Origin of the sequence: Neolewinella lacunae, from assembly GCF_014349155.1 — a bacterium.
Lineage (GTDB): Bacteria > Bacteroidota > Bacteroidia > Chitinophagales > Saprospiraceae > Neolewinella > Neolewinella lacunae.
Window position 1 is genome coordinate 19,595 of record NZ_JACSIT010000063.1, and the last position, 20,652, is coordinate 40,246.

Annotated in this window: 19 protein-coding genes; 3 read left to right on the forward strand and 16 right to left on the reverse strand. The window is 50.6% G+C overall.

All coding sequences use genetic code 11. The features are described from left to right. The first annotated feature begins 113 nt into the window (after positions 1-113). Positions 114-1,421: a hypothetical protein gene (locus tag H9S92_RS03990; RefSeq protein ID WP_187465426.1), complete on the forward strand. Its 1,308-nt coding sequence runs from the start codon at positions 114-116 to the stop codon at positions 1,419-1,421. A 249-nt stretch (positions 1,422-1,670) separates the two neighbouring features. Here the strand turns inward: H9S92_RS03990 and H9S92_RS03995 are convergent, their stop codons facing one another. Further along, positions 1,671-2,855: an aldose epimerase family protein gene (locus H9S92_RS03995; protein ID WP_187465427.1), complete on the reverse strand. Its 1,185-nt coding sequence runs from the start codon at positions 2,853-2,855 to the stop codon at positions 1,671-1,673. Positions 2,856-3,172: 317 nt separating this feature from the next. On the opposite strand from H9S92_RS03995, the gene H9S92_RS04000 reads away from it, so the two are divergent. Continuing rightward, on the forward strand, positions 3,173-3,775 hold the full coding sequence (locus tag H9S92_RS04000) for a 3-keto-disaccharide hydrolase (RefSeq protein WP_187465428.1): 603 nt from the start codon (positions 3,173-3,175) through the stop codon (positions 3,773-3,775). Between the two features lie 156 nt (positions 3,776-3,931). Beyond that, entirely contained in the window at positions 3,932-5,593 is a 1,662-nt protein-coding gene (locus tag H9S92_RS04005) for a UxaA family hydrolase (RefSeq protein WP_187465429.1), read from the forward strand. Between the two features lie 10 nt (positions 5,594-5,603). On the opposite strand, the gene H9S92_RS04010 is transcribed toward H9S92_RS04005, so the two are convergent. From H9S92_RS04010 to H9S92_RS04080, 15 genes are all read right to left on the reverse strand, one after another. Next, positions 5,604-6,125, reverse strand: coding sequence for a hypothetical protein (locus H9S92_RS04010; RefSeq protein WP_187465430.1), 522 nt, complete (start codon positions 6,123-6,125; stop codon positions 5,604-5,606). A 27-nt stretch (positions 6,126-6,152) separates the two neighbouring features. Next, complete coding sequence (locus H9S92_RS04015; RefSeq protein ID WP_222935970.1) at positions 6,153-6,551, reverse strand: hypothetical protein; 399 nt, start codon at positions 6,549-6,551, stop codon at positions 6,153-6,155. 462 nt (positions 6,552-7,013) lie between these two features. Then, positions 7,014-7,439, reverse strand: coding sequence for an SRPBCC domain-containing protein (locus tag H9S92_RS04020; protein WP_187465432.1), 426 nt, complete (start codon positions 7,437-7,439; stop codon positions 7,014-7,016). A 394-nt stretch (positions 7,440-7,833) separates the two neighbouring features. Next, positions 7,834-8,427, reverse strand: a complete 594-nt coding sequence (locus H9S92_RS04025) for a hypothetical protein (protein WP_187465433.1) — start codon at positions 8,425-8,427, stop codon at positions 7,834-7,836. Between the two features lie 380 nt (positions 8,428-8,807). Then, on the reverse strand, positions 8,808-10,826 hold the full coding sequence (locus H9S92_RS04030) for a PI-PLC domain-containing protein (RefSeq protein ID WP_187465434.1): 2,019 nt from the start codon (positions 10,824-10,826) through the stop codon (positions 8,808-8,810). 128 nt (positions 10,827-10,954) lie between these two features. Continuing rightward, positions 10,955-11,251, reverse strand: a complete 297-nt coding sequence (locus tag H9S92_RS04035) for a hypothetical protein (RefSeq protein WP_187465435.1) — start codon at positions 11,249-11,251, stop codon at positions 10,955-10,957. A 58-nt stretch (positions 11,252-11,309) separates the two neighbouring features. Then, the gene (locus H9S92_RS04040) at positions 11,310-11,870 is read right to left on the reverse strand and encodes a hypothetical protein (protein ID WP_187465436.1); all 561 of its coding nucleotides are present in this window, start codon (positions 11,868-11,870) and stop codon (positions 11,310-11,312) included. A gap of 51 nt (positions 11,871-11,921) precedes the next feature. After that, a complete protein-coding gene (locus tag H9S92_RS04045; protein WP_187465437.1) occupies positions 11,922-12,350 on the reverse strand; it encodes a DUF1801 domain-containing protein in 429 nt (142 codons plus the stop codon). A 170-nt stretch (positions 12,351-12,520) separates the two neighbouring features. Next, complete coding sequence (locus H9S92_RS04050) at positions 12,521-13,339, reverse strand: energy transducer TonB (protein ID WP_187465438.1); 819 nt, start codon at positions 13,337-13,339, stop codon at positions 12,521-12,523. 189 nt (positions 13,340-13,528) lie between these two features. After that, positions 13,529-14,149, reverse strand: a complete 621-nt coding sequence (locus H9S92_RS04055; RefSeq protein ID WP_187465439.1) for an HD domain-containing protein — start codon at positions 14,147-14,149, stop codon at positions 13,529-13,531. 77 nt (positions 14,150-14,226) lie between these two features. Further along, positions 14,227-15,036, reverse strand: coding sequence for a phytanoyl-CoA dioxygenase family protein (locus H9S92_RS04060; RefSeq protein WP_187465440.1), 810 nt, complete (start codon positions 15,034-15,036; stop codon positions 14,227-14,229). A 355-nt stretch (positions 15,037-15,391) separates the two neighbouring features. Next, the gene (locus tag H9S92_RS04065) at positions 15,392-15,997 is read right to left on the reverse strand and encodes a hypothetical protein (RefSeq protein WP_187465441.1); all 606 of its coding nucleotides are present in this window, start codon (positions 15,995-15,997) and stop codon (positions 15,392-15,394) included. A gap of 374 nt (positions 15,998-16,371) precedes the next feature. After that, positions 16,372-18,195, reverse strand: coding sequence for an NHL repeat-containing protein (locus H9S92_RS04070; protein ID WP_187465442.1), 1,824 nt, complete (start codon positions 18,193-18,195; stop codon positions 16,372-16,374). 501 nt (positions 18,196-18,696) lie between these two features. Then, the gene (locus H9S92_RS04075) at positions 18,697-19,461 is read right to left on the reverse strand and encodes a hypothetical protein (RefSeq protein ID WP_187465443.1); all 765 of its coding nucleotides are present in this window, start codon (positions 19,459-19,461) and stop codon (positions 18,697-18,699) included. A 418-nt stretch (positions 19,462-19,879) separates the two neighbouring features. Further along, positions 19,880-20,652 (reverse strand): transposase (locus H9S92_RS04080; RefSeq protein WP_187464848.1); only part of this gene is annotated, 773 nt, incomplete at its 5' end.

A 20,652-nucleotide genomic window follows, 5' to 3' on the forward strand; every position in this document is an offset into this window, starting at 1 on the left:
CGGTTAGATTTTTGCTGGCCTAGGCACAACACACCCAAAAACGCCTTACTTTGCCCGCGCTTTCACCTACTCAGCGAGTACATTGAAAACTTAAAACAATCTCACACGACACAATGATGAAAAAATACGTCTTCTATTTTCTGGCTTTTGTTTGCATAACCACTATTAAAGCACAAACCGTCTTTCACACCAAAGACATCGAAAACTTCTACCTAGCGTTTGACAGCATTCAAGCCACTACAAACAAAGAAAAGCAAATTGACTTTGTACAAAAAATATATTTGGACAACGGGAGTTTGGGCGTAGAATACGCAATAAACCACTCCATTGACGGAGGCAAAAGAGCTACTGCAAAGCATTGGGTAGACTTAATGAACAACAGCCAAGAACACCTGATTAAAATAAGGCCCTATTTCACTAACCTCAGCTCCCAGATGAAAATATTAGAGCCGAAGTTCAAATACTTTAAAGAGCAGTACCCGGGGTTCAAGGATGGAGACGTTTACTTCGTGATGGGTTTAGGCATGTTTGGAGGCCGACCAGAACGAGAAGGCCCGAATCTATTCATTGGCTGCGAACTGCTGGCCAATGAGAAGCCAGACTGGGCCGTAAGTATTGTCCTGCACGAATACGTTCATACCCTACAAAATCAATCTGATAACGCTCTTTTAGCACATTGCTTATACGAGGGAGCGTGTGATTTTGTTTCGGAAGTGATCAACCAAAAGAGCCTGGTCGAAACCTACCCGGGAGGCTACGTTGGCTTTGGGCACAGCAATGAAACAGCCGTTTGGAAACAGTTTAAAAAATTCATTGCTTCAAACGAAAAAGGCGTTTATTTTGATTGGCTATATGGCGTGAAAGGCAGAAATTTAAATGGGGAACAGGTAAAGGACTTGGGCTACTTCGTGGGATACAAAATATGCAAAGCGTATTACGACAAAGCGACCGACAAAAAGCAAGCCATTAAGGACATCATCGAAATGGATGTTAGCTCAGATGAAAAAGCAAGAGCCTTCTTGATTGCTTCAGGCTACGCAGCCAAAGGGGATTCGAAATTCATAAAGAACTTCAAATTCGAGAAAATAACGGAAGTCAAGAAAGGATTGAAACTTATCCAATACGGCTACAAATTGGACAAGGAAAACATCATCTTCACCTTTGCATTGCCAAAAAACATGAGGGAGGAGGAAATTGAATACGTTACGATTGCAGGCAGCTTCAATGGCTGGAATCCGGACAATTCAAATTACAAAATGACTAGGACCGGGACGGGCATCTACCAATTTACTCTCCGTAAAAAAGACCTGAAAGAAGTCTACCACGAATTTAAATTTGTGGTAAATGGAGAATTCTGGCAAGCCGTTCCAGAATCCGCCAAAAATACCCAGAATGGTAATTTAACGCTGGAGATAAAGTAGGCAAGACCTGGTAAGCCTCACTATGAGAATAGGCGGCAAGCATCTGCCGAAGCTACCTCTGCGGCGAACGCGGGCCTGGCTTTATTTGGCCCGCGTTCGCCGCAGAGGTGAACATCGTGATTAGCGTAGACAAAAAGAGTTCCAGCGATTAAAAAAATACCGCCGTACGGCAGGCCCGCATCCAATTAAGTAAACTCCATGCAACTCCATGCATTACTCCATGTAACTCCATGGGCTAAAACCATCCTTTTACCGTACGCTAAAACGGTACACCGTGTGCGTGCTGTAATTTTCTCCGGGCTGCAGAATGGTGCTCGGGAAGTTCGGCTGGTTGGGCGAATCAGGGTAGTGCTGGGTTTCAAGACAGAAGCCCGCGCGTTGCTGGTACTGCCGGCCGTTTTTGCCGGTGAGCGTTCCATCAAGGAAATTGCCGGAGTAAAACTGGATGCCGGGTTCTTCGGTGAAGACCTCCAGGACGCGGCCAGACAGGGGTGAGTAGACCGTAGCCACCAGCTCCAGCGCCGTACCGCTGCGGTCGAGGACAAAATTGTGGTCGTAGCCGCCGCCGAAGGTGATTTGCTCGTGGTCCTGGCCGATGTCGCGGCCGATGGCTTTGGCAGTGGTAAAATCGAAGGGCGTGTTGGCAACGGGGCTGATCGTTCCGGTGGGAATCAGGGTGACATCAACGGGGGTGAAGTTGCTGGCTTTCATTTCCAGTTCGTGGCCGAGGATATCGGGGCTGCCGTCGAGGTTGAAGTAGCTGTGGTTGGTCAGGTTGACGGGCGTAGCGGCGGTGGTGGTAGCGGCGTAGCGGATGCTGAGGCCGTTATCGTCGGTCAGCGTATAGGTTACGCGGGCGGTCAGGGTGCCGGGGTAGCCTTGTTCGCCGTCGGGACTGACGTACTCCAGCACTAGGCTGGCACCGGTCGAGTCCTGGCCACTTGAGACAACAGTCCACAGCCGCTTATCGAAGCCGCGGTCGCCCCCGTGGAGGTGGTTGGGGCCATTGTTGGTGGGCAGTTCGTAGGTAGTGCCATTAAGGCTGAATTTTCCGGCGGCGATGCGGTTGCCGTAGCGGCCAACGACGGCCCCGAAGTAGGGATGCTCGCCCAGGTACGACGGCAGGGAGTCGAAACCAAGGACAACGTCGGCAAAGGTTCCGGCACTATCCGGCACACTGATGCGCGTTACGATGGCGCCGTAGTTGGTGATTTGGACCTCCATCCCCCCGCCGTTGCGCAGCGTGTGGAGGCTGGCGGGCCCGTCGGGCGTCGTGCCAAAGGGTGCTTCGGTAACGGTGAAGACGGGAGCCTCTGGAGCGGGGTCAGCGGTAGTATTTTCTTCGGTACCGCTTCCGCAGGATAGAAAAATACAAACTAAGAAAATTCCGGCTGAGTAAATAAAACGAATAACTGAGGGAGAAAAAGCGACCATGTTTAGAGCGGGTAAGTTGTGGCGTGTTGTGAAATGGGCAGGAAGATAGGCACTCGCGGCTGGATCCGGGCCTCTGGTCCAGGTATAACTTTTTTAGCCCATGGAGCCGCACGGAGTTTTGCGTAGAGTTGCTTGGCGTTTGGCAACGCGGAGACGTCTGCCCCTCCCCCGCTCTTTGTCCGTTACCCGGCACCTGCGACCGCGCAAACACGACCTGGGCGCGGACGCAGGTGCAAAGAAATGGACCGGAAAGAGCGAGGTTGAGGACATTTTACGCCGGCGGTGTACCTTGCGCAAAAAGCAAAACCATCGATCTTATGCAACGACTGTTCTACTACGCCCTATGCTGTACCATCTGCCTGCAATTTACCGCCTGCGGTGCCCAGAAGCAAAGCCTTTTCAACGGCCAGAACCTGAATGGCTGGATCAATTACGGCACGGAAAAATGGTACGTGCAAGACGGTGAGCTCATCTGCGAGAGCGGACCCGATGCAGACTACGGCTACCTGGCCACCGAGCAATTTTACGACGACTTTGAGCTGACGCTGGACTTCCGGCAGGAGGCCAACGGCAACAGCGGGGTCTTTTTCCGTTCCACGATTGAGGGTACCAAAATCACTGGCTGGCAAGTAGAAGTGGCCCCTCCCGGCAACGATACGGGCGGCATTTACGAGTCATACGGCCGCGGCTGGCTCATCAAACCCGACCCGGAAAAAGACGCTGCGCTGAAGATGGGCGACTGGAACACCATGAAAATCCGCGTCGAAGGCCCGAAGGTGACCACCTGGCTCAACGGCACGGAAATGATTGAACTGACGGACGAAAAAATTGGGGCTGCCAAGGGCCGCATCGCGCTGCAAATCCACGATGGCGGAGGGATTAAGGTCCGGTGGCGGAATATTTTGCTGAAGAGCTTGTAGGGGGAAGTGGGTTGAGGGGCGTTTCTCCAGTGAGTGAATGAGCGAATGTGTGAATGCGTGACCGCCGTAGGCAGCAGCGTAAGCTAATGGGCTGCTGCACGGGACACGCTGCCGCAGCGTGCTGCTTTTATATTTGCTTATTCAAATCACCTAGTGATGCCTGAACGAAACCTGCTATGGCTGCGACTTGACGCCCGCGATAACGTGGCCGTGGCGCTGCGTGATTTGGCGGCCGGTACTTTGGTGGAAGTTGATGGAATTTCTCTCCGGCTGAAGACGGCGACGGCGGCGAAACACAAGTTTACGCTGATGGACCTGCCTGCGGGCGGGGCGGTGTACATGTACGGTACGCTGGTGGGCGAAGCTACCGAGCCGATTTGGGCGGGTAGTGCTTTGCATACGGGGAACCTCGTGCACGCTGCGACGAACTACGGGCCGCAGACGCCGCGCGAAGCTTGGCTTCCGCCAACAGTGGAGCGTTGGCGGAAGCGCCACTTCATGGGCTACCACCGGGCGGATGGGCGCGTGGGGACGGCGAACTACTGGCTCGTGATTCCCCTGGTATTTTGCGAAAACCGGAATGTGGAAGTCATCCGCGAAGCGATGCTGGAGGGGCTGGGCTACGGTCGGGCGCGCAGTTCGCCGATTGACCTGGGCGTCTTAGTGGAAGCCTACCGCGCGGGGCAGTCTGCCGGGGCCATTATGGCGCTCAATCCCCTGCGGCCGGAGGCGGCACTGCGGCGGGAGCGGGTCTTTCCCAACGTAGACGGCATCAAATTTTTGACGCACGACGGAGGCTGTGGGGGGATTCGGCAGGATGCGGAAGTGCTCTGTCGAATCCTGGCCGGGTACATTGCCCACCCGAACGTGGCCGGAGCAACGGTACTTTCCCTGGGTTGCCAGAACGCGCAAATCCCCATCTTACAACAGGCCCTGGCAGAGTGGGGACTGGCGGGAAAAAAGACCGTCCACTACCTCGAACAACAGGCGGTAGGCGACGAACGGACCTTCATCGCCGAAGCCGTAAAAAAGACCTTCGCCGGATTGATGGAGGCCAACCTGGCCACCCGCGCCCCCGCTCCCCTTTCGGCCCTGACGCTCGGCCTGGAATGCGGGGGATCCGACGGCTTTTCGGGCATTTCTGCCAACCCGGTTTTGGGCTACGTTTCCGATCTGCTCGTTGCGCTGGGCGGCAGTGCGGTGCTGGCCGAATTTCCGGAGCTTAACGGGGTGGAGCAGGAACTGATTGACCGCTGTGTAACGCCTGCACTGGCCAACAAATTCAGTCGCCTGATGCAGGAGTACGCCGCCGCCGCAGAAGCGGTTGGCTCAGGCTTCAAGAATAACCCCTCCCCCGGCAACATTCGGGATGGACTGATAACGGATGCGATGAAATCTGCGGGCGCGGCGCGGAAGGGCGGGAGCAGTCCGGTAACCGACGTCCTGGACTACGCAGAGCCAGTAGTCAGGCCAGGCCTCAACCTCCTGTGTACGCCCGGCAACGACGTGGAGAGTACGACGGGGCTGGCGGGCTCGGGTTGCAACCTGATTGTATTCACCACTGGCCTGGGGACGCCGACGGGCAACCCCATTGTTCCCGTCGTGAAAATGGCGAGCAACCACGCCCTTGCCCTGCGGATGGCCGACCTGATCGACTTCGACGCGGGCGGCGTCATTACCGGCGCAACGAGCATTGAGCAGCGGGGCGAAGATTTGCTGGAGTACCTGCTGGGCGTCGCCAGTGGAACGGAAAGCACGGCGGCGCAACGCCTGGGGCAGGATGATTTTATTCCTTGGAAGCGGGGGGTGTCGCTTTGAGGGCGATTACTTACCGCCCCGCCGTAAAACCATAATTGTGGTGCCGAAACGAATTCACCGCCCCACGGACAATTTCCACGTAGGTTTCGCCAGTGGAGTTTACCTGGCGTGTTCCTTGCGTCCCTGGGCGGATGGAGAGCTTCTCGTTCATAGTCAGTTCTAACGCGGCAATGACTTTTTCGTCAAGGGTATCGGTTGCGTAGAGTTGGTACAGGCAGGTAGTGGCGTTGGAGAAGAAAACGGTGACAATTTTCAGTTGAACGTTTTCGCTTCCCGTCAGGGAGGATGTCAGAGCGTTCTGGATTCGCGCTTCGAAGTAGCTTCGGGAGAGGTTGATGGTGGGTGGCTTTTCGAGCACCTTGAATACCTCCTCGCCCAGCCCCGAGCTGAAGCAATCGGCTTTTTTGATCAATTGGTAGCTGGTGGGGCTGGAGGAAACTTTGCTGGTTCCGGCGTATGGTGATACGGCCGATACAGGGCTTGAGCAGTGGAGAATGGGCAGGAGCAGCAAGACTAAGGCTAATAGTTTCATGGCACGTTGCATAGGAAGAAAATGTGTCTAACGCTTTATATTTAAAATATCTCCCGCAGTACGCATCGCCTCTAAATCAGCGCGGGAAAATCCGATTACTTCAGTAGAATAATTTTCCGGCTTTTCGATCCGGTACAAGCGAGTGATTTTGTTTATTTCGTACTCGTTGGGGTGTACAAATACACTATCGCCCACGACCCTTGCCACCAGGAAAGTAGAATAACTTCCCTGGTCGAACTTGTATTCATAAACGTCTCCGGCCATGGGAGAGGCGAGATACGCTGCGGTATTTTGACTGCTTTGGCTGCTGGCAAAAGCACCGATAATAAACAAAAGAATAAAGATTCCAACGCCAGCAAATTGCCAGACAGGGCCTTTGGTTTCTTCCTTTAGTTTATTGACCCGGGATGAAATTGACTCCGGCATCTCGTTCTCATCTAGCGCGTTCTTACAGTGCTGACACTGGGAAACCCCGACCTTCCCGATGGGAAATAAGGGAATCCAAAAAATATGTGCATGCTTCCGGAAGATGCTAAGGACTAAGGAGCCTTGGGTATTACAACTTGGGCAAGTTGCGTTAATCGATTGCGCAGAGTCCAGATGGACGGCTCTGCTTCCAAAGATAATCATATGGTGTTTTTAATGGATTTCCGGACGCTTGTAGGTACCGGGTAGTGTAGTAAGTTTTCAAGTGAGTGCTCCCCTACCCTTGCGGCAAGTAGCCGAGGTAGGCGCTGGCTGAAGTGGCGTCGGGCAGCGCCACCTTAGGGCTGGCAAGGTAAATCTTTTAACCGAAACTGCAACCAAGGCGGAAAAAAATTAAGCCTCCCTAATTTCAACCACCTGAAAGCTTTCGTTTGGGCGAGCAAAAAAGAAATCTACCTACTGCTAGCTCTCCACAATTTTCTTCATTCCGCTAACGACGGAATCCCAGTTCTCTGCGGAATGGTCGGCGCGTTCCTGGTCGTAGTTGCTCTGGTGAATAACGAGTTCAGTATCGGTGCCGTGGGGCGATACCTCGTAGCAAACCCAGAGGTAGTTTTCGGGGAGGTCTTCTTTGCCACTCCAGTTGCTGAGGTAGGAAAAAGCGAGGCGTTTGTTGGGTTCGTATTCCAGGACTTCGCCCTTGTCCTGGTAGCTTTGTCCTTCCCATTCGCCTTGAAAAACGATTGGGGTGCCTACTTGCCAGGAAGTGACCAATTCTGACCCGAAAAAGTATTCCTTCACGATTGCGGGGTTGGTGAGTGCTTCCCAGACTTTCTCAAGCGGGGCTTTTACGGTGGTTTTGTACTGGATCTTGAAACGCGTTTCCATTTTGGTATGATTGGTGGTTGTATTATTCTGTCTGCCGGCTCGGGGGCCGCAAGTTATCAGTTATCGTTGGGGCTGTGCAACGGACGCTCCCCTACCCTTTCCTGAAGACTGTAGAGCCCAGCGTAGGGTACGCCAGGCAAGGTAAAACATTTCTCCGGAGGGTGGCGCTGGGTGGGGCGAAAAAAGTTTGTCGGAAACGATATGTTGGGCAAAGGCGTTACTTGTTCAAAAGGTGGGTTGCGGTCCAGAGTTGATCTTTGCTGAATTCACCGAAGTATTGGCGTTGATGAAGTCGGTAACGCTCAGGGCTGTTTCGGTGGTTTTGTTTTTTGCCATGCGTGTGATATTTGAATTAGTTCAGATCGACCTGCAACACGACCAAAACCCAGTGGATTCAATCTTCGTACGCCATTCTCTCCGTGGCGAGTGCTTTCCCGATCATGATGATTCCGATAATGGGGATGAAGAAAAAGAACCTATCAGTAGCAACAAGTACGATTACGGAAAGAAGGATAAGGCCTAAACCTCCCATTATGCCCGCGATCCTGTTGCTTCCACTGTTTTGTTGTTGGGTTTGTTGAAGTTTTTCGATGTGTTGCTTTGCCTGAGGAATGGTAAGGAATCGGGTATCCACCTCTTTAATGATTTCGCTGACGGGGTAATTTTCTTTTACCATCCGGGTAATTGCTCTCTTCTCCGCAATGGCCAATTTATTAGATTCTTGCCAGATGAGTGTGGTGAGTATTTCATTGTCAATAACACCCGATTCCTGTACCTCGGCGGCATCTCTTTTGCCAAGTAAAATTTCCCTCACCAGCGGTGCATATTTGTCTGCCAGAATATTTCTTGCACTCGTCATTACATTAATGATGTCGCGTTCAAACAGGCCCTCCTGTTTCAGTTCAGTCTCTATCTCGGCGGTAGATTTTTTTCCTTGAAGCTGCTCCGCAACGCGTTCAGCATATTGAAGTTTAGTCCGGTATTCCATTAGCAGGATTTTAAGCTTTTTACAAAGGGAGTGAGTGACCCGGTCGCTGGGTCTGGCCGTAAAGATAATGTGTTTTGACAATGGTGCAATACCTGAATTGATTTTGAGGCTTAAAGAATAAAACTGTCGGGTCTACGGCTGCGGGCAGAATTGTCCTTGCCGTTCAACTTTCATGGCACCTGCGGCTGCGCAAGTATCAGAAAACCATGCATTTTGGGGCGCGAACGCAGGTGCAAGGTTCGAATGAGAAAGCAGGGTCTGGAAGATAGAAAAAGCCTTTCACTCGGCCCAAAAAACGACCGCCGCCACCCAGGAATGGGCAACGGCGGTCGGTGTTCAAGGGAGCATGGGGCCAGTATTCAGCAGTGATCCAGGGCTAATTAGCGGTTAATGTATCCATTTTTCAGGCAGAAATTCAGCCATACGCAAATGTCGGTAACAAAGTTATCGCAGAAATCCACGTACACGACGTTGGGCAATTTGCTGGTGGTAATTTGCTGGGTTTGCTGCTGGTCAGATAAAACCTGCGTGCAGGTACTATTTGCCAACTTAGCAAAGTCCTCGATGGAGCTGTTCAATTGATCGAAGTGAAAGGTCATCCCCTCGAAGATCTGCTGGGTCAGGGTCCAGGACAACAAAAAGAGGTCGCCGCCGTGATTGGAAGACGAGTGCAACTTGTGCAGTTGGTCTTTGCGCATGTCGTTCAGGCTATTGTCGTCGGAGTATTTGTCGTAGACCACCAAATCCGCTGCAGTTGCGTTGTTATGGCTAGGGTCATAGTCGGCATAGGTATACAGGCCACTGTAATCAGCCGAAGAATCCGAACTGCTGTAAGGCAAAAATACTGGAATAGCAATTCCATTTGTGCTGTTACCCAAAATTTGCCGGAGTGTCATATTCGCAATCCGACCTTGCTTATCAGACGGAGAGAGCAACATACCGCTCAGTGCACTTGAGACTTCTCTTTCCAGATCCCACTTATCGCTGTTTCCGCCGGGGAAATCATAATGCGAAAACTTCAGAATCACGACCTCCTTGCTTTGTCTGAGAAAAGCACTTACGTCGTTGAGAATATCACTAATTGAGGCACCGTAACATCCCATACCAGCGGTTGAGTGGTAGCAATAAAAGGTGTTGTTGAGACTGCGGGATGGCCGAATATCAAAGTAGCGGATACCCGATTGCAGCATATCAGCAAAGTTTTTGCTTTGCGTTTTCGTGGAATCTTCACTCGCGACCGTGCAGTTGTGGGTAGTGTACATCCCGGCATCGTGGGCACCGGGGATGACCATGTTCTTCAGCGAAACGTCCAGGAAGTTGTTGTGCATCCAGTTGGCCCGGTCGGTATAGTCCCCCATATCCATTACCTTGGAAAGGTAAAATAACAAGTCGGAGGAATTGCCCACAATTCTGTTTTCGTCGTTGAGTTTAGCGGCACTCAGCTGGGCAATCAGGCTGAACGCATCATTGCAGGCAATGGACGGTTTATTTCCCCAGCCGACGAACTTGGGATCCATCCAATTGGCCTTGGTATTATAGCCGCTCCCCGAAACGTAGCCTACCTTAAGGAAGGTGCCGTAGACGTCGGCATTGGTCAGGTAATCGTATGCGTCTATTACCTCGTCCCAGAAGTGGTTAGCGCCTTCCTGGGCATCACCGGCGCTGGCTTTTTGCAATTGATACAAGAGCAAGGCCTCGCCGTGGTCATTTAAAGCAATACAAGCATCGTGTTGGCCATGGGAGGATACTGCTACGTAATCGTGCTGCCCCCACACAATTGATTTCTGGCTAAAATCAATGGTTCCCACAGAATAGTAGACAATACCATTCAAGTCGTGGGTTTCCAAAATGGTGTTCGAATTGTTTACCGCCAGGTGGGGCGTGTGCCCCGTACTGTAGGGTAATCCCGCGAACCAGTCAATGGTTTTGGCATTGGTATCGACGGTACCATATTTCATTTGCAGGGTGCCAGAGGAATCGCTTTCGTACGCAAAGATTAGGTCGCTTCCTGAGGATAGGGCTACGGTGGGCTTTAAGCCATTAATACCGATGGCCAATTCAGCTCCCCAGCTGATGTGGTCTCCGCTGACGATCCCTACCTGGTATTTTAGGGCAGATACCCCGGAAGATGGATTGGAATCCTGGAATACCAGAACTACCGTCCCGTTGTCGTTCATGCTAACGGACGGGAAATACCCCGAACCATTGGTCTGGGCATTGGTTTTGTTGCTGGTACCGAGTACATTGTTGGTGGCCGCCATTAAGCCATAATTGTACCACAGGTTGGAGTTGTTTTGCGATTTGTGGACCTCCACGTAGTGGTTGCTGCCATTGAGGGCTACTGCCGGCAACGAGCCGGAATCGTACTGTTTCGGCAAGCCGTACATTACATTTTTCATGATGAGAAACGCTGTTTAATGAGAGAATTGTTACTGCTGCAAAGCTAGCACCAGCAGGCCCAGAACTTTGCCAGTAGAAATACCTGTTTTGAAAATCAGGTAGATTCCGCTTGGATTGGGAAGGGTGTTCAACAAGAAGCGTATACTACCAGCCCAAGGGTGATCAGCAAGACACTTGCCACCAGCCAATAATATGCCCCAAGGACTTGCGAGAGTGCTCGGTATTTGATGATACCCATCATGATACTGCTGCCAAAAAACAGTAGAACAGGGATGGTAATTAATTCATAGATGGCAGAAATTGGCGTGGCCAACACTACCCCACCCCTTGAGAGCGATACGGCTGCTAACAAATAAAAAGACGCAATTAATGGGACGGCGATCAGAATTGAACGCGAGGGCAAAGTGGTGTTTTTGTTGAGCATTGTACCAATTACTGGAGTTTGGTCAGGTGTAAAGGTAGGCAATAAATTCCGAAAGACTTTATGGACGGAGTCGGATAAAGTCAATATGAAAGTAATCCTTAATGGTGGGATCCACGGCCAGAACTTCCCCTGTGACGTGGTTTTCAATTGCCACAAAGTCGTGGTCTTTCAGAAAAGCAGAATGGAAATATTGGTGGAGATTGGTTCCAAGGAAATAAAGCTGTCCTTCCTGTGGTTCTGCCGTCCAACTGCTCGCTAACTTTTGCTGGCTTAAGACGTATTTGCAGGTGGCAGCAAAAAATGCCGCGTAGCCAACGCAGTGTGTCGCCTTGGACGTCACCAGCTTGTTGGGGTCAACGTCGTTGTTATCGGCCGTGAAGTGAAGTTGGGAGGAGGTAATGGAGAGGGAAAGCTTAATTGCCTCAGTAATACCTAAGTCAGTTCGCCTATTCACTTTAGATGCAATGAGATCAGCTAGTTTCTCATCCTTTACCGTGTAGTTCGTACTTGCTCCGACTGACTCGTAATCTACGAGGGTGCGGTACAAAGGGCCGCGGAATACAGCTGCAAGTACGGTGAGCAGCAAGAGGGTGAGTAGTATTTTTTTGAGGCGTGGCATAGGACAGCAGCTCTGTTTAAATAGCAACATTCCTGTCGCTCTATTTTATCCTCAAATTCCCAGTGTGATCAGATGTTTCACTTTATGATACCTCAAAGCCGCTTTGATGCATTCCTTTACTGCCTCAACGGGGATTTCTACGTCTAATGAAAATACAATCGCGCGATTCCCTTCGTATTGAAAGATATTACCAAATACCGCCTTGAAGGTGTCCACCAGGCGGCTGCTGCACTGAAAATACATGGCGTACTGATTTGGCGAGCGTGCTTTCCAGTCCATCCGCAAAGTGCTTCCAAGTTTTGTCACGAAACTTGGTTCGCCCCATTTCAAGGTTTCTTCTAACTTGTCTACCCCTTCGGTTTCAAATGCTGTTTCTATGACTAAAGCCCTTAAGTTTTGCAACTTCCCCTTCACGGGCTCAGGGTAATTGGTCAGTACTTCCTCGAATCCGGGGTTCGTCTTGATTTCCAGATTTTTCATTCAGGACTATTTACGAGTGATGAAGATACGGAGTTTGGGCAGTATGGTAGTGTATTTTTTGTCTGAATTAGGATTCGCAGGACGAAAGGATCAACAAGATTGCCAAAGGCGTATTGATCCTCACTATTACAAAGAACCTCTTGGGCTAGTTACCAATGAAAAATAGAAGCTTAATACTCCAGCACAAAATCAATCTTTGCGAGCTCATGCTCCCCCCCTTTAGAGGATAACAGCAGGTATTTTTCACCTTTCGGGAGATGGTCCACCGAAATTGTAAAAGTTGTTTCTCCGTATTCAAACGGTCTTTCTACAAAGTATTGCAAAGTGCTGTCTGAGGAAAATATTTCAACCCGCCCCTCAAAACGATCCAGAGACTTTATGTTTAGGGAAATGAGACCAGCCTTGGTGGACCACTGGGAAAGCTCGGTACTTAACTCTAATCGTTCAAATTCAGCAGCAAAATACTCGACTGGAAAACACTTTGGATCATAATCCGGTTCGTAGTTTCCCTGGACTACCGTATTCTCATCTATCCGGAACCTTATGGGTAGATTAAATTGTACGCGAACGATTCGGCCATCGTTAAATCCGGGATCAAAAGTTGAACCCTGGGCTTGCATTAATTTCACCAGTCTTAGCGCTTCTTCATCACAACCGTCGCCGATTGAACGAACAATCTTGATATCGTTCAAGCAGCCATCGACTTCAACTATGAAGCTGACAACTACCATACCTTGAGTACCCTTCTCGTAAGCAGCGTTGGGATAAATCTGATTGGAGTAAATGAAGTCCAGCATTTCTCTTGTAGCGCATTGTTGCCTCTCTGGATAATACGAATGGTCAGAACAGCCAGAGAAAAGTGGCATCTGCTGGACTACCTTATGAATCGTGGCTGTCTCATCTACCTCCGTACAGGCGCAGCTGTTCTGGGCCGACAAAGTGGGCATCACCATTAAGATGAACAGAAAGAGAGTGAATAACTTTTGCATTGATTATCAGTTAATTGTGGGTGAATTTAGGTTGTGTAAGGTTGGGGCGATGCATAGATGCCCGATCCGGGGCTAAACCTACGTACAATACTGCTTTCTGCCAAGGACTTGGGCGAAAAATCCAGAAAATGGAAAAATTTACCCCTCACCCCAAGACTTAGCCTTCACGAACTTCAACAACCTCACCCACTACTCTGTCAAATCCCTCAACTCCTCCGCTAAATTCCTTCGCGCATTCCTTTCAAATTTGTCGAAGAAGTGATCGGTCTTGAAAATTTTTTCCATTGCCAAGAAGTGCTTCAGGACTTTTTTACGTCCCGGGCGGTAAATAAAGTCGGGAAAGACGGCATACTCTTTCCTGACGTTCTGGCAATACCGGGCGTAGACTTCAGGAGTGCTCCCTAGTATGGACAGATCGGCATCCGTAAAGTAATTTGTGTCACTATTTACCGAGGCCTGGTGCGATTTGGTGGCTAAGATCTGTTCCCTGCACAGAACCGTCACGTCCGCAGGCACGGCCAACTGCTGCATTATTTGTACTGCATGTGCCGCACTTCTTTCCTCGTTGTCGGATTTCAGGGGCTTATAAATGATGTCGTGGTAAAAGAGGGTGAAAAGGATGGCCTCCCAGTTTTCCAGCTGGCCCTTGATTTCCGTGAGCTGTAGCAGAAGGTGCTCCAGGTGCCGTAGCGTGTGGTAATGTCTTTTCTGGTTGGTGTAAGCCTTTTCCAGCTCATCCCACAAAGCTTCCTTCTGACGAGGGTCAGCGGAGTAAGTGGCCAAGAGTTCGAAGAAAGTATTCTTTAACAAAGCTGTGTGTTAAAATTCCCGCTTGCGGAAGAGACTAACCATTGAGCCATCCGCCCCAATGAGGAAGGCTGTAACGGTTAGTGCTCAAACAACACCGGGTTCAGGGGAGAAGCCGCCACGTGTCCGATCTCTACTCCCGGGCACCAGGTTTTCCAGTCGTTCTCCTGACCGGAGTTCTCGGGTTGCTTCAGCTTGATGTCCTTATCCATATATATAATGGTCATCACCTTCCGGACTTCCTGGGTAGTGTTCGCGCCCGCCCGGTGAAAAACCCAGCCGGAGTGAAAGCTGACCTCCCCGATGTCGAAAGGCTCGATGGTGTGGGGAAAGTTGTTGATCCGCAAGTTTTCCCTGATCACCTTTTCACTTGTGTCGCTGATGGAGAGTTCCCGGCCAAGGACGATGCGCTGGCTGCCGGCACTAAATTCCAGCGGGCCCATTTTCAAGGGGGTGGCCTGCAGCGGAATCCATACCGTTACTGTCTTATCCGAAGACAGCGGCCAGTAGTGCTGGTCGGCGTGCCAGGGGGTGATTCCCCCACCCCCTTCTTTGAACAGGGCCTGGTCGTGATAAATCCGCACCCCATCCACTTGCATCAAGTCGGTAGCAATCTGCGCCAAACGCCGGGAAAAGACCAGCTCCTTGATGTCCGCATCTTCCCTCCACAGGTTGAACAACTGCAGGAAGGCCTTACCATAAGTGTCCCTTTCCTCCAGGGGAACGGCCACTTTGTTCAGTTGCGCCACTTTTGCAGAAATGATGGCGTTGAAGTGCTCGATCACGTCGGGTGGAATGACCTCCTTAATCTTCAGAAAACCATTGCGTTGGTAGTCAGCGATTTGCGCTGGGGTCAGAGCGAAGGGTTGGTTGATGATGGATAGATTCATGGTTATTGGCTCTGGATCGTTAGGCTTTCTCTACGGCAAGATAAGAATATCTTGCTTTCCAGCAAAGGCTGCCTTGAAAGGCTTGACACGCAAAACTTAGGCTTGGATTCTACGTTTATGCCAAAATTAAGGCATTTTTTGGCTTCGCAGTATTTCAGCTGGGCGCGGTCGCAGGTGCAATGTAACGGGACCGAAGAGCGATGGACGCCATACCTAAGCATCATCCAGTTCAACTATAGTAAAACAACCAAGAACTTGTGAAAAGTGAAAGAGCCGAACGAACAACTCAAGTCCTTGTAAACATTGACTTCCAGAATTGTCGCCTTCAATTCCCAAAATCACAAAACCTAGGTTGTTAGACTATAAACTTGGCTACCACCCACCTTAAAATTAAGAACGGAATGGCAATGACGACCGAACCCCATAAATTTTCCGGTGTAAAAACCTCTGGAAAGCGCTTAACAACGAAGAATATCATCATGGCCCCTAAAATAATGGAGACATGAAGCACGATCATACTAGGCGTAAATCCTCCGAAGTAGATTTCCAGTTCCTGCTCCGATCGGTGTAAAAAGATTCTTTCTGCTACGACGAAAAGCAAATTGGCGTTAAAAAACCAGTTTCTAAAGGAAAGGATCTCCATATTCGTTGCGAGAATATCCATCTGGTCGTGATTGGCAATAAATCCGAAAAAAACGACCAGGAAGACGAAGTATATTCCCATGAGAAAGAAAGACTCAAACCCAATGCTCTGCTGCGTACTTACCACGGTTGCATTAGGATTTTTCTTGAAGAAAAACCAATCTACGACCAGGCGAATAAGTTCATTCCACCAGAAAAAATAAATTAAGTAGAACACAGTGGTGTTTCCACTTAAAATAGAAAGCAAAGTGAGGATGGTAAAAACAAGGAAATCCCACTTGCCGTAGTTTGCAACCTGGTTTTTAAGGAAAGCTTTCATTTTTTGTTTGCGGAGGCTTTTCCCGTACGATCAGCAGCAGCGGAAATGCTATCACTTTTCAGTTTCTGCTGACTTTGACCTTCACGGGCGTGAAAAGATTAAAGATGGCGCTCTTTACGGTGCCTGTGTTTGCATCATCAGTGCGCCGAATGCCCGTACAGGGGAAAGGGAAGGACTTCCCCGACTGACGATCAGGGGCGAAGGTATGCATTTCTGATTATTCGCCAGGATGGGAATACGGGAGAGGTTCGTGCTGGCCAGGCTCGCACTGCTCTTCTATCCTTTGCACTGCACCTGCGGCCGCGCAATGCTGAAACATCAGGATACCCGTAAATTTTAGCTCCCCGTCTATCGTCCGCACCTATTTCCCTGATTCAAATACCACTAACCGGGCCGACGACGGGCGTCTGCGCCGGTTTCGCGATGCCATAAATCACCAAAACGCCGGAGCCGCCACCCCAGGTTGAAAAGGCCGGGTCAGGTTTGGCTTGCATCACGGTCTGCGGCAGGTTCCAATTATTCGCGCACCAGAGATTGCCCGCCTGGTCGACGACCACGTCGGTCAACATCTGGATACTGCCGGAATGAATGGTGTGAATTAAATCGCCGGTATGAAATGATTTCGTGCGCCCGGTGGGATTAGCCCCAGCCATAAAGGATACTCCCCTCCCCAGAAAATTGGCGACCCAAATATCATCGTTACCATCCACCGAAATGCCCCAGGGTGCGTTCAGTTCCCCATCGCCATATGGCGTTAAATTGGATCCCTGGGTGGTTTCATCCAGGGCATCGATTGGGTTGGCGTCAAAAGGTATCATAAAAACCGAACCCGTTTTATTATTGCGCCCGAGCGTTTGCTCCAAATGCGGATAGCCGAGCGCAAAACCTTCGATAATGGAAACACCGTCCGTTGGCGTAGTTGCGGGAAACTCCGGACTGGTATTACAAGCCACCCAACAATTTCCCTTTGAATCCAGCGCTACCCCGCGTCCACCACCCGCCAGAATAAAGCGGTCCACCGGACTATTTTCTTCCGTCGGAGAATAGCGTACTAATGACTTGCTGTTCGTATTACTGATCCACACTCGGTTGGCATTATCAATCGAAACGGCAAAGGGTGCGGAAAGCACCTTGCTGAGGTCATTATTTTCTACGACCCTGCCCCGGTGTATGTCTCCTGCGGGGAAATACAGCATTTGATTGGATGAAGTCCCCACAATCCATACATCACCGTTGGGGGCCACACCGATGCCTTGTAAGCCCCCGATATTCTTGAGGGCGACCGCAGTATTCTCCGGAATATCGTCGAGCAAGGGGGAGCCGTCTTCCAGCCGGTACACCCCAATGGATCCATTAAAACTCGTTACCCAACAAGTACCCGCTTCGGTGACGGCCGTGCCCCAGCCGGCACCATCCACGCCCATTCCCGTATACCCGGTTACTGGTGGCGACAACAATCGCCCCGTCGAATCCAGCTTGACGAGGCCGCCACCAATGCCTTGGTAAACCCCGTTCTGTGCTCCGGGCATCCAGTTTAAACCCGTCCACAAATTGCCGTCAGCATCGAGGGAGAGTTTTCCAGGGGCGCAAATCCCTCCCTGGCCAAAAGCCAGAATCATGGCAAAATCCGCCGGAGCAAAACTTAAATAAGGGACAAAAGGAGCACTCCGCCGGCTCACCGGAACCAGGCTATTGGGCTTGGCCGGAAAACCGTCTTTGGGCTGCGGATACGCTTTATCAAAAAGGGAAAATAAATCGGCTGGATGCAACCAGGGCGATTGGGCAATCCCAATCATCGCCTCGGCGGTATTCTCCGGACGCGCGCCTGCTAACGGCGTTGCGGCATCTAAAAATGCCCCCCGCCAGTCGTATCCTTCGATGTTTACCGTGCCGCAGGCCGTAATGAGCGCGGCCAGGGTATTCAAGCGGGCCAGGGTCTCATTCTGGGTGATGTTGAAGGGATTGAGTAAAACCTCGCCCCAGCTTCCGGTAACCGGACTAACCAGATTGGGTGTATTTTTAGCGGCAATCGTAATTCCCCTTAAATTTCCGGACAACTGCAGTCCGGTAAAAAACTGGGCGCAGGTAAATGCTGAAGCTACCGTAGTGAGCTCATTTACCACTACCCCACTCCTGGCAATCTCCTCCCACAAATTTGGCGACAAGACGGACAGCAGGACCACCGTAGGGTCAGCCATTTCCGCCGTGAGGTAGAGTACGTCGTCAGTTGATGCAGGAGCGGCGGTGAGGGAAAATTTGCCCTGGGCGTCGGCGATCACTGTGCACTCCCCAATCGCGTCGGGCGTATTCGCCGCCCACAATTTTACCGTTGCAGTAGCGGCAGGAGCTTGGTTAAAGGATAAGTACCCGTTAATGGTAATTTGACTGGACATTGGTTGATTTTTATGAGAGATTTGCAGCGCTCATGATCCCGCCCAAAGGCGATCATAAGCTGGAGTTAGCCTGGGGCCAAGTAGCTCCTACGGGGAAGCGTACGATGGAGGGAGCCGAGGGCAAGATAAGACTTTTTGGAAAATCTGGGGACAAAACCAATAAAAGATGGCCCGAAAGGGAGATTTTAGGTGATAGATTACGAAAGCTATGAAATTAAGTTTACAGCATACGTAAATCGGATTTAACGTTTAAGATTCAATTCTTCGATACAGCAAATTACAATTAGCGCAAGATGTGCCTGATCACTAAAACGTTAACTGATTAGCCCCAAAGTTCCCCGTACTCTTTTGGTTCGCGGTAACCGTAATGGACTCAATATCCGTCGTGACGGCCAATGCACCTGCAAACGTAGAGGCGGACCCAGTGGTCACGAGCGACAAAGGCACCTGGACGGTCGGACGGTTTTTGTAAACTACATTGGCCAGCACCGTAAAATCAGCAGGAAGCCAAAAGGGAGGCGTCGAGCCGTTGGATACCTTGCAACCACACATCATGGTGACGACTGCGGAGATTTGGTTGTTAGTCAATACCGGCGTATGCACCAGCAGACCGGGGATCACCAGGGTCAATTTGTAGTTAAGTTGAAACGGGCTGAGGATTACCGGTTGACGGAGCGTCAATGTTTTGACGCTGCCGTTGGGCCCTGGAACCGGGTAGTACACCAATACCTCGGTAGGTGTATTGATGTCGTTGTCGTTCAAGTCGACCAGGCCTTGGGCGACCACCGTGAGGCCCGGCTGCGGCGTCAGGTAGTTGACCGTGACCGGCACCACGGCCTGGGTCGGATGATTGGTTAGAATAGGCACCACGCTGGACGCGCCGTCAAAGTACGCGACGCCTACTTCCCCATCGTCCGGCGGGGTGGTCGGGCCCGAAAAATAGGGCAACTGTTGGGCGTTGCCATTGATTGCTACATAAACCTTGATATCTTGCGGGTAAAAGGCATTCTGACCAATAAATTTTCCGCCGAGGGCTTGCAGGTAGATGGCGAAGTTTGCTTTCGTGGGCATGGGTTCTCAGATTGTTTAATGTGTCTGGTGTGGGTGAGTGATGAGCAAATATAAATGCTTTTTTGGGTTTGCTGCAGGGGATGTACGGATCGGTGGGACACCTTGGTGAAGGGCTAAAGATGATCGCTGCCACGTAGAGAATGGCTAACTTCCCGAAGGGGCAAATGCGCCAGCAAGTTAAGCTTTCTTTTTGGACGTTTTACCAGATCGGGTGAAAAGGTTATTTTGAAAGCTACTTCCCTACTGGCGATAATCTACAGGTACTTGACAGGGTATACTAGGCCACTCCCTTTTGTAGGTTGATTTAGTTATTAACTCATTATTAATGACCGTAGCTACCTGAATTCGGGTACTATCGATCTCAATTTGCTTGAAATAAATTTCACTCTTCTCTATAACACAATGGTCCGCTGCGATTTCAAGCTGCTCTAGCGGCGTAGTTCCTGACCTCCGCCAGTACCTCTTGACTTTTTGGCAGGTTCGGGTCAATCCCACACCTGCTGAAAATGCGTAAAGCCAAGCGCTCATTGGTATAGGCAGTTGTAATATCAGCCATGGAAAATGCTCCGCGTTCAAGGTCGGGAACCGCTAAGTGGTGGGCAGCTTTAGCCAAATTAACTACCGTTAGCGCGCAGTTGACGTGGAAGTCGATCTTAAGCCAATCACGCCCTTGCCCCTCTTCTAAACCGCTGAACTGCTTGCCATCGCGGAAAATGAATTCTTGTTGGTAACGACAGCGGTAAGCATGGACAATTTGTTCGGCTGGCTGATCAACATCGGTGCTCATGTATACCTTCACAGACTTGATTTTGTTTTTTTCGTCAAGTTGGTGTATAACCACGATACGGATTTTTAATCCTGCTACTTTTAGTTGAACCACGCCCGTCCAAGCAACGGTTTGAGGTGAACTCAGCGCTTCCACTCGACTAAATACGGCAGGATCAAGGTTAAATAAGTTGACAAAGCCAGCATATTCCTTAGGCCGCCCTTTTGACTTTTGTGGTCCGCTGTAGTAGTAGCGCAGACTGACGTTTTTACGCAAGCGGGAGACTACATGAAAACCTGCATTGACAACGCGTTGGATGAATGGATTTCGGGAAAAGTACGCATCGACTACCACGTATTTACTGATCTGGAGCAGTTCGTCAGCCCGTTGCTCAAGGATTTCGGCATAATAATCCAGCAAAGATT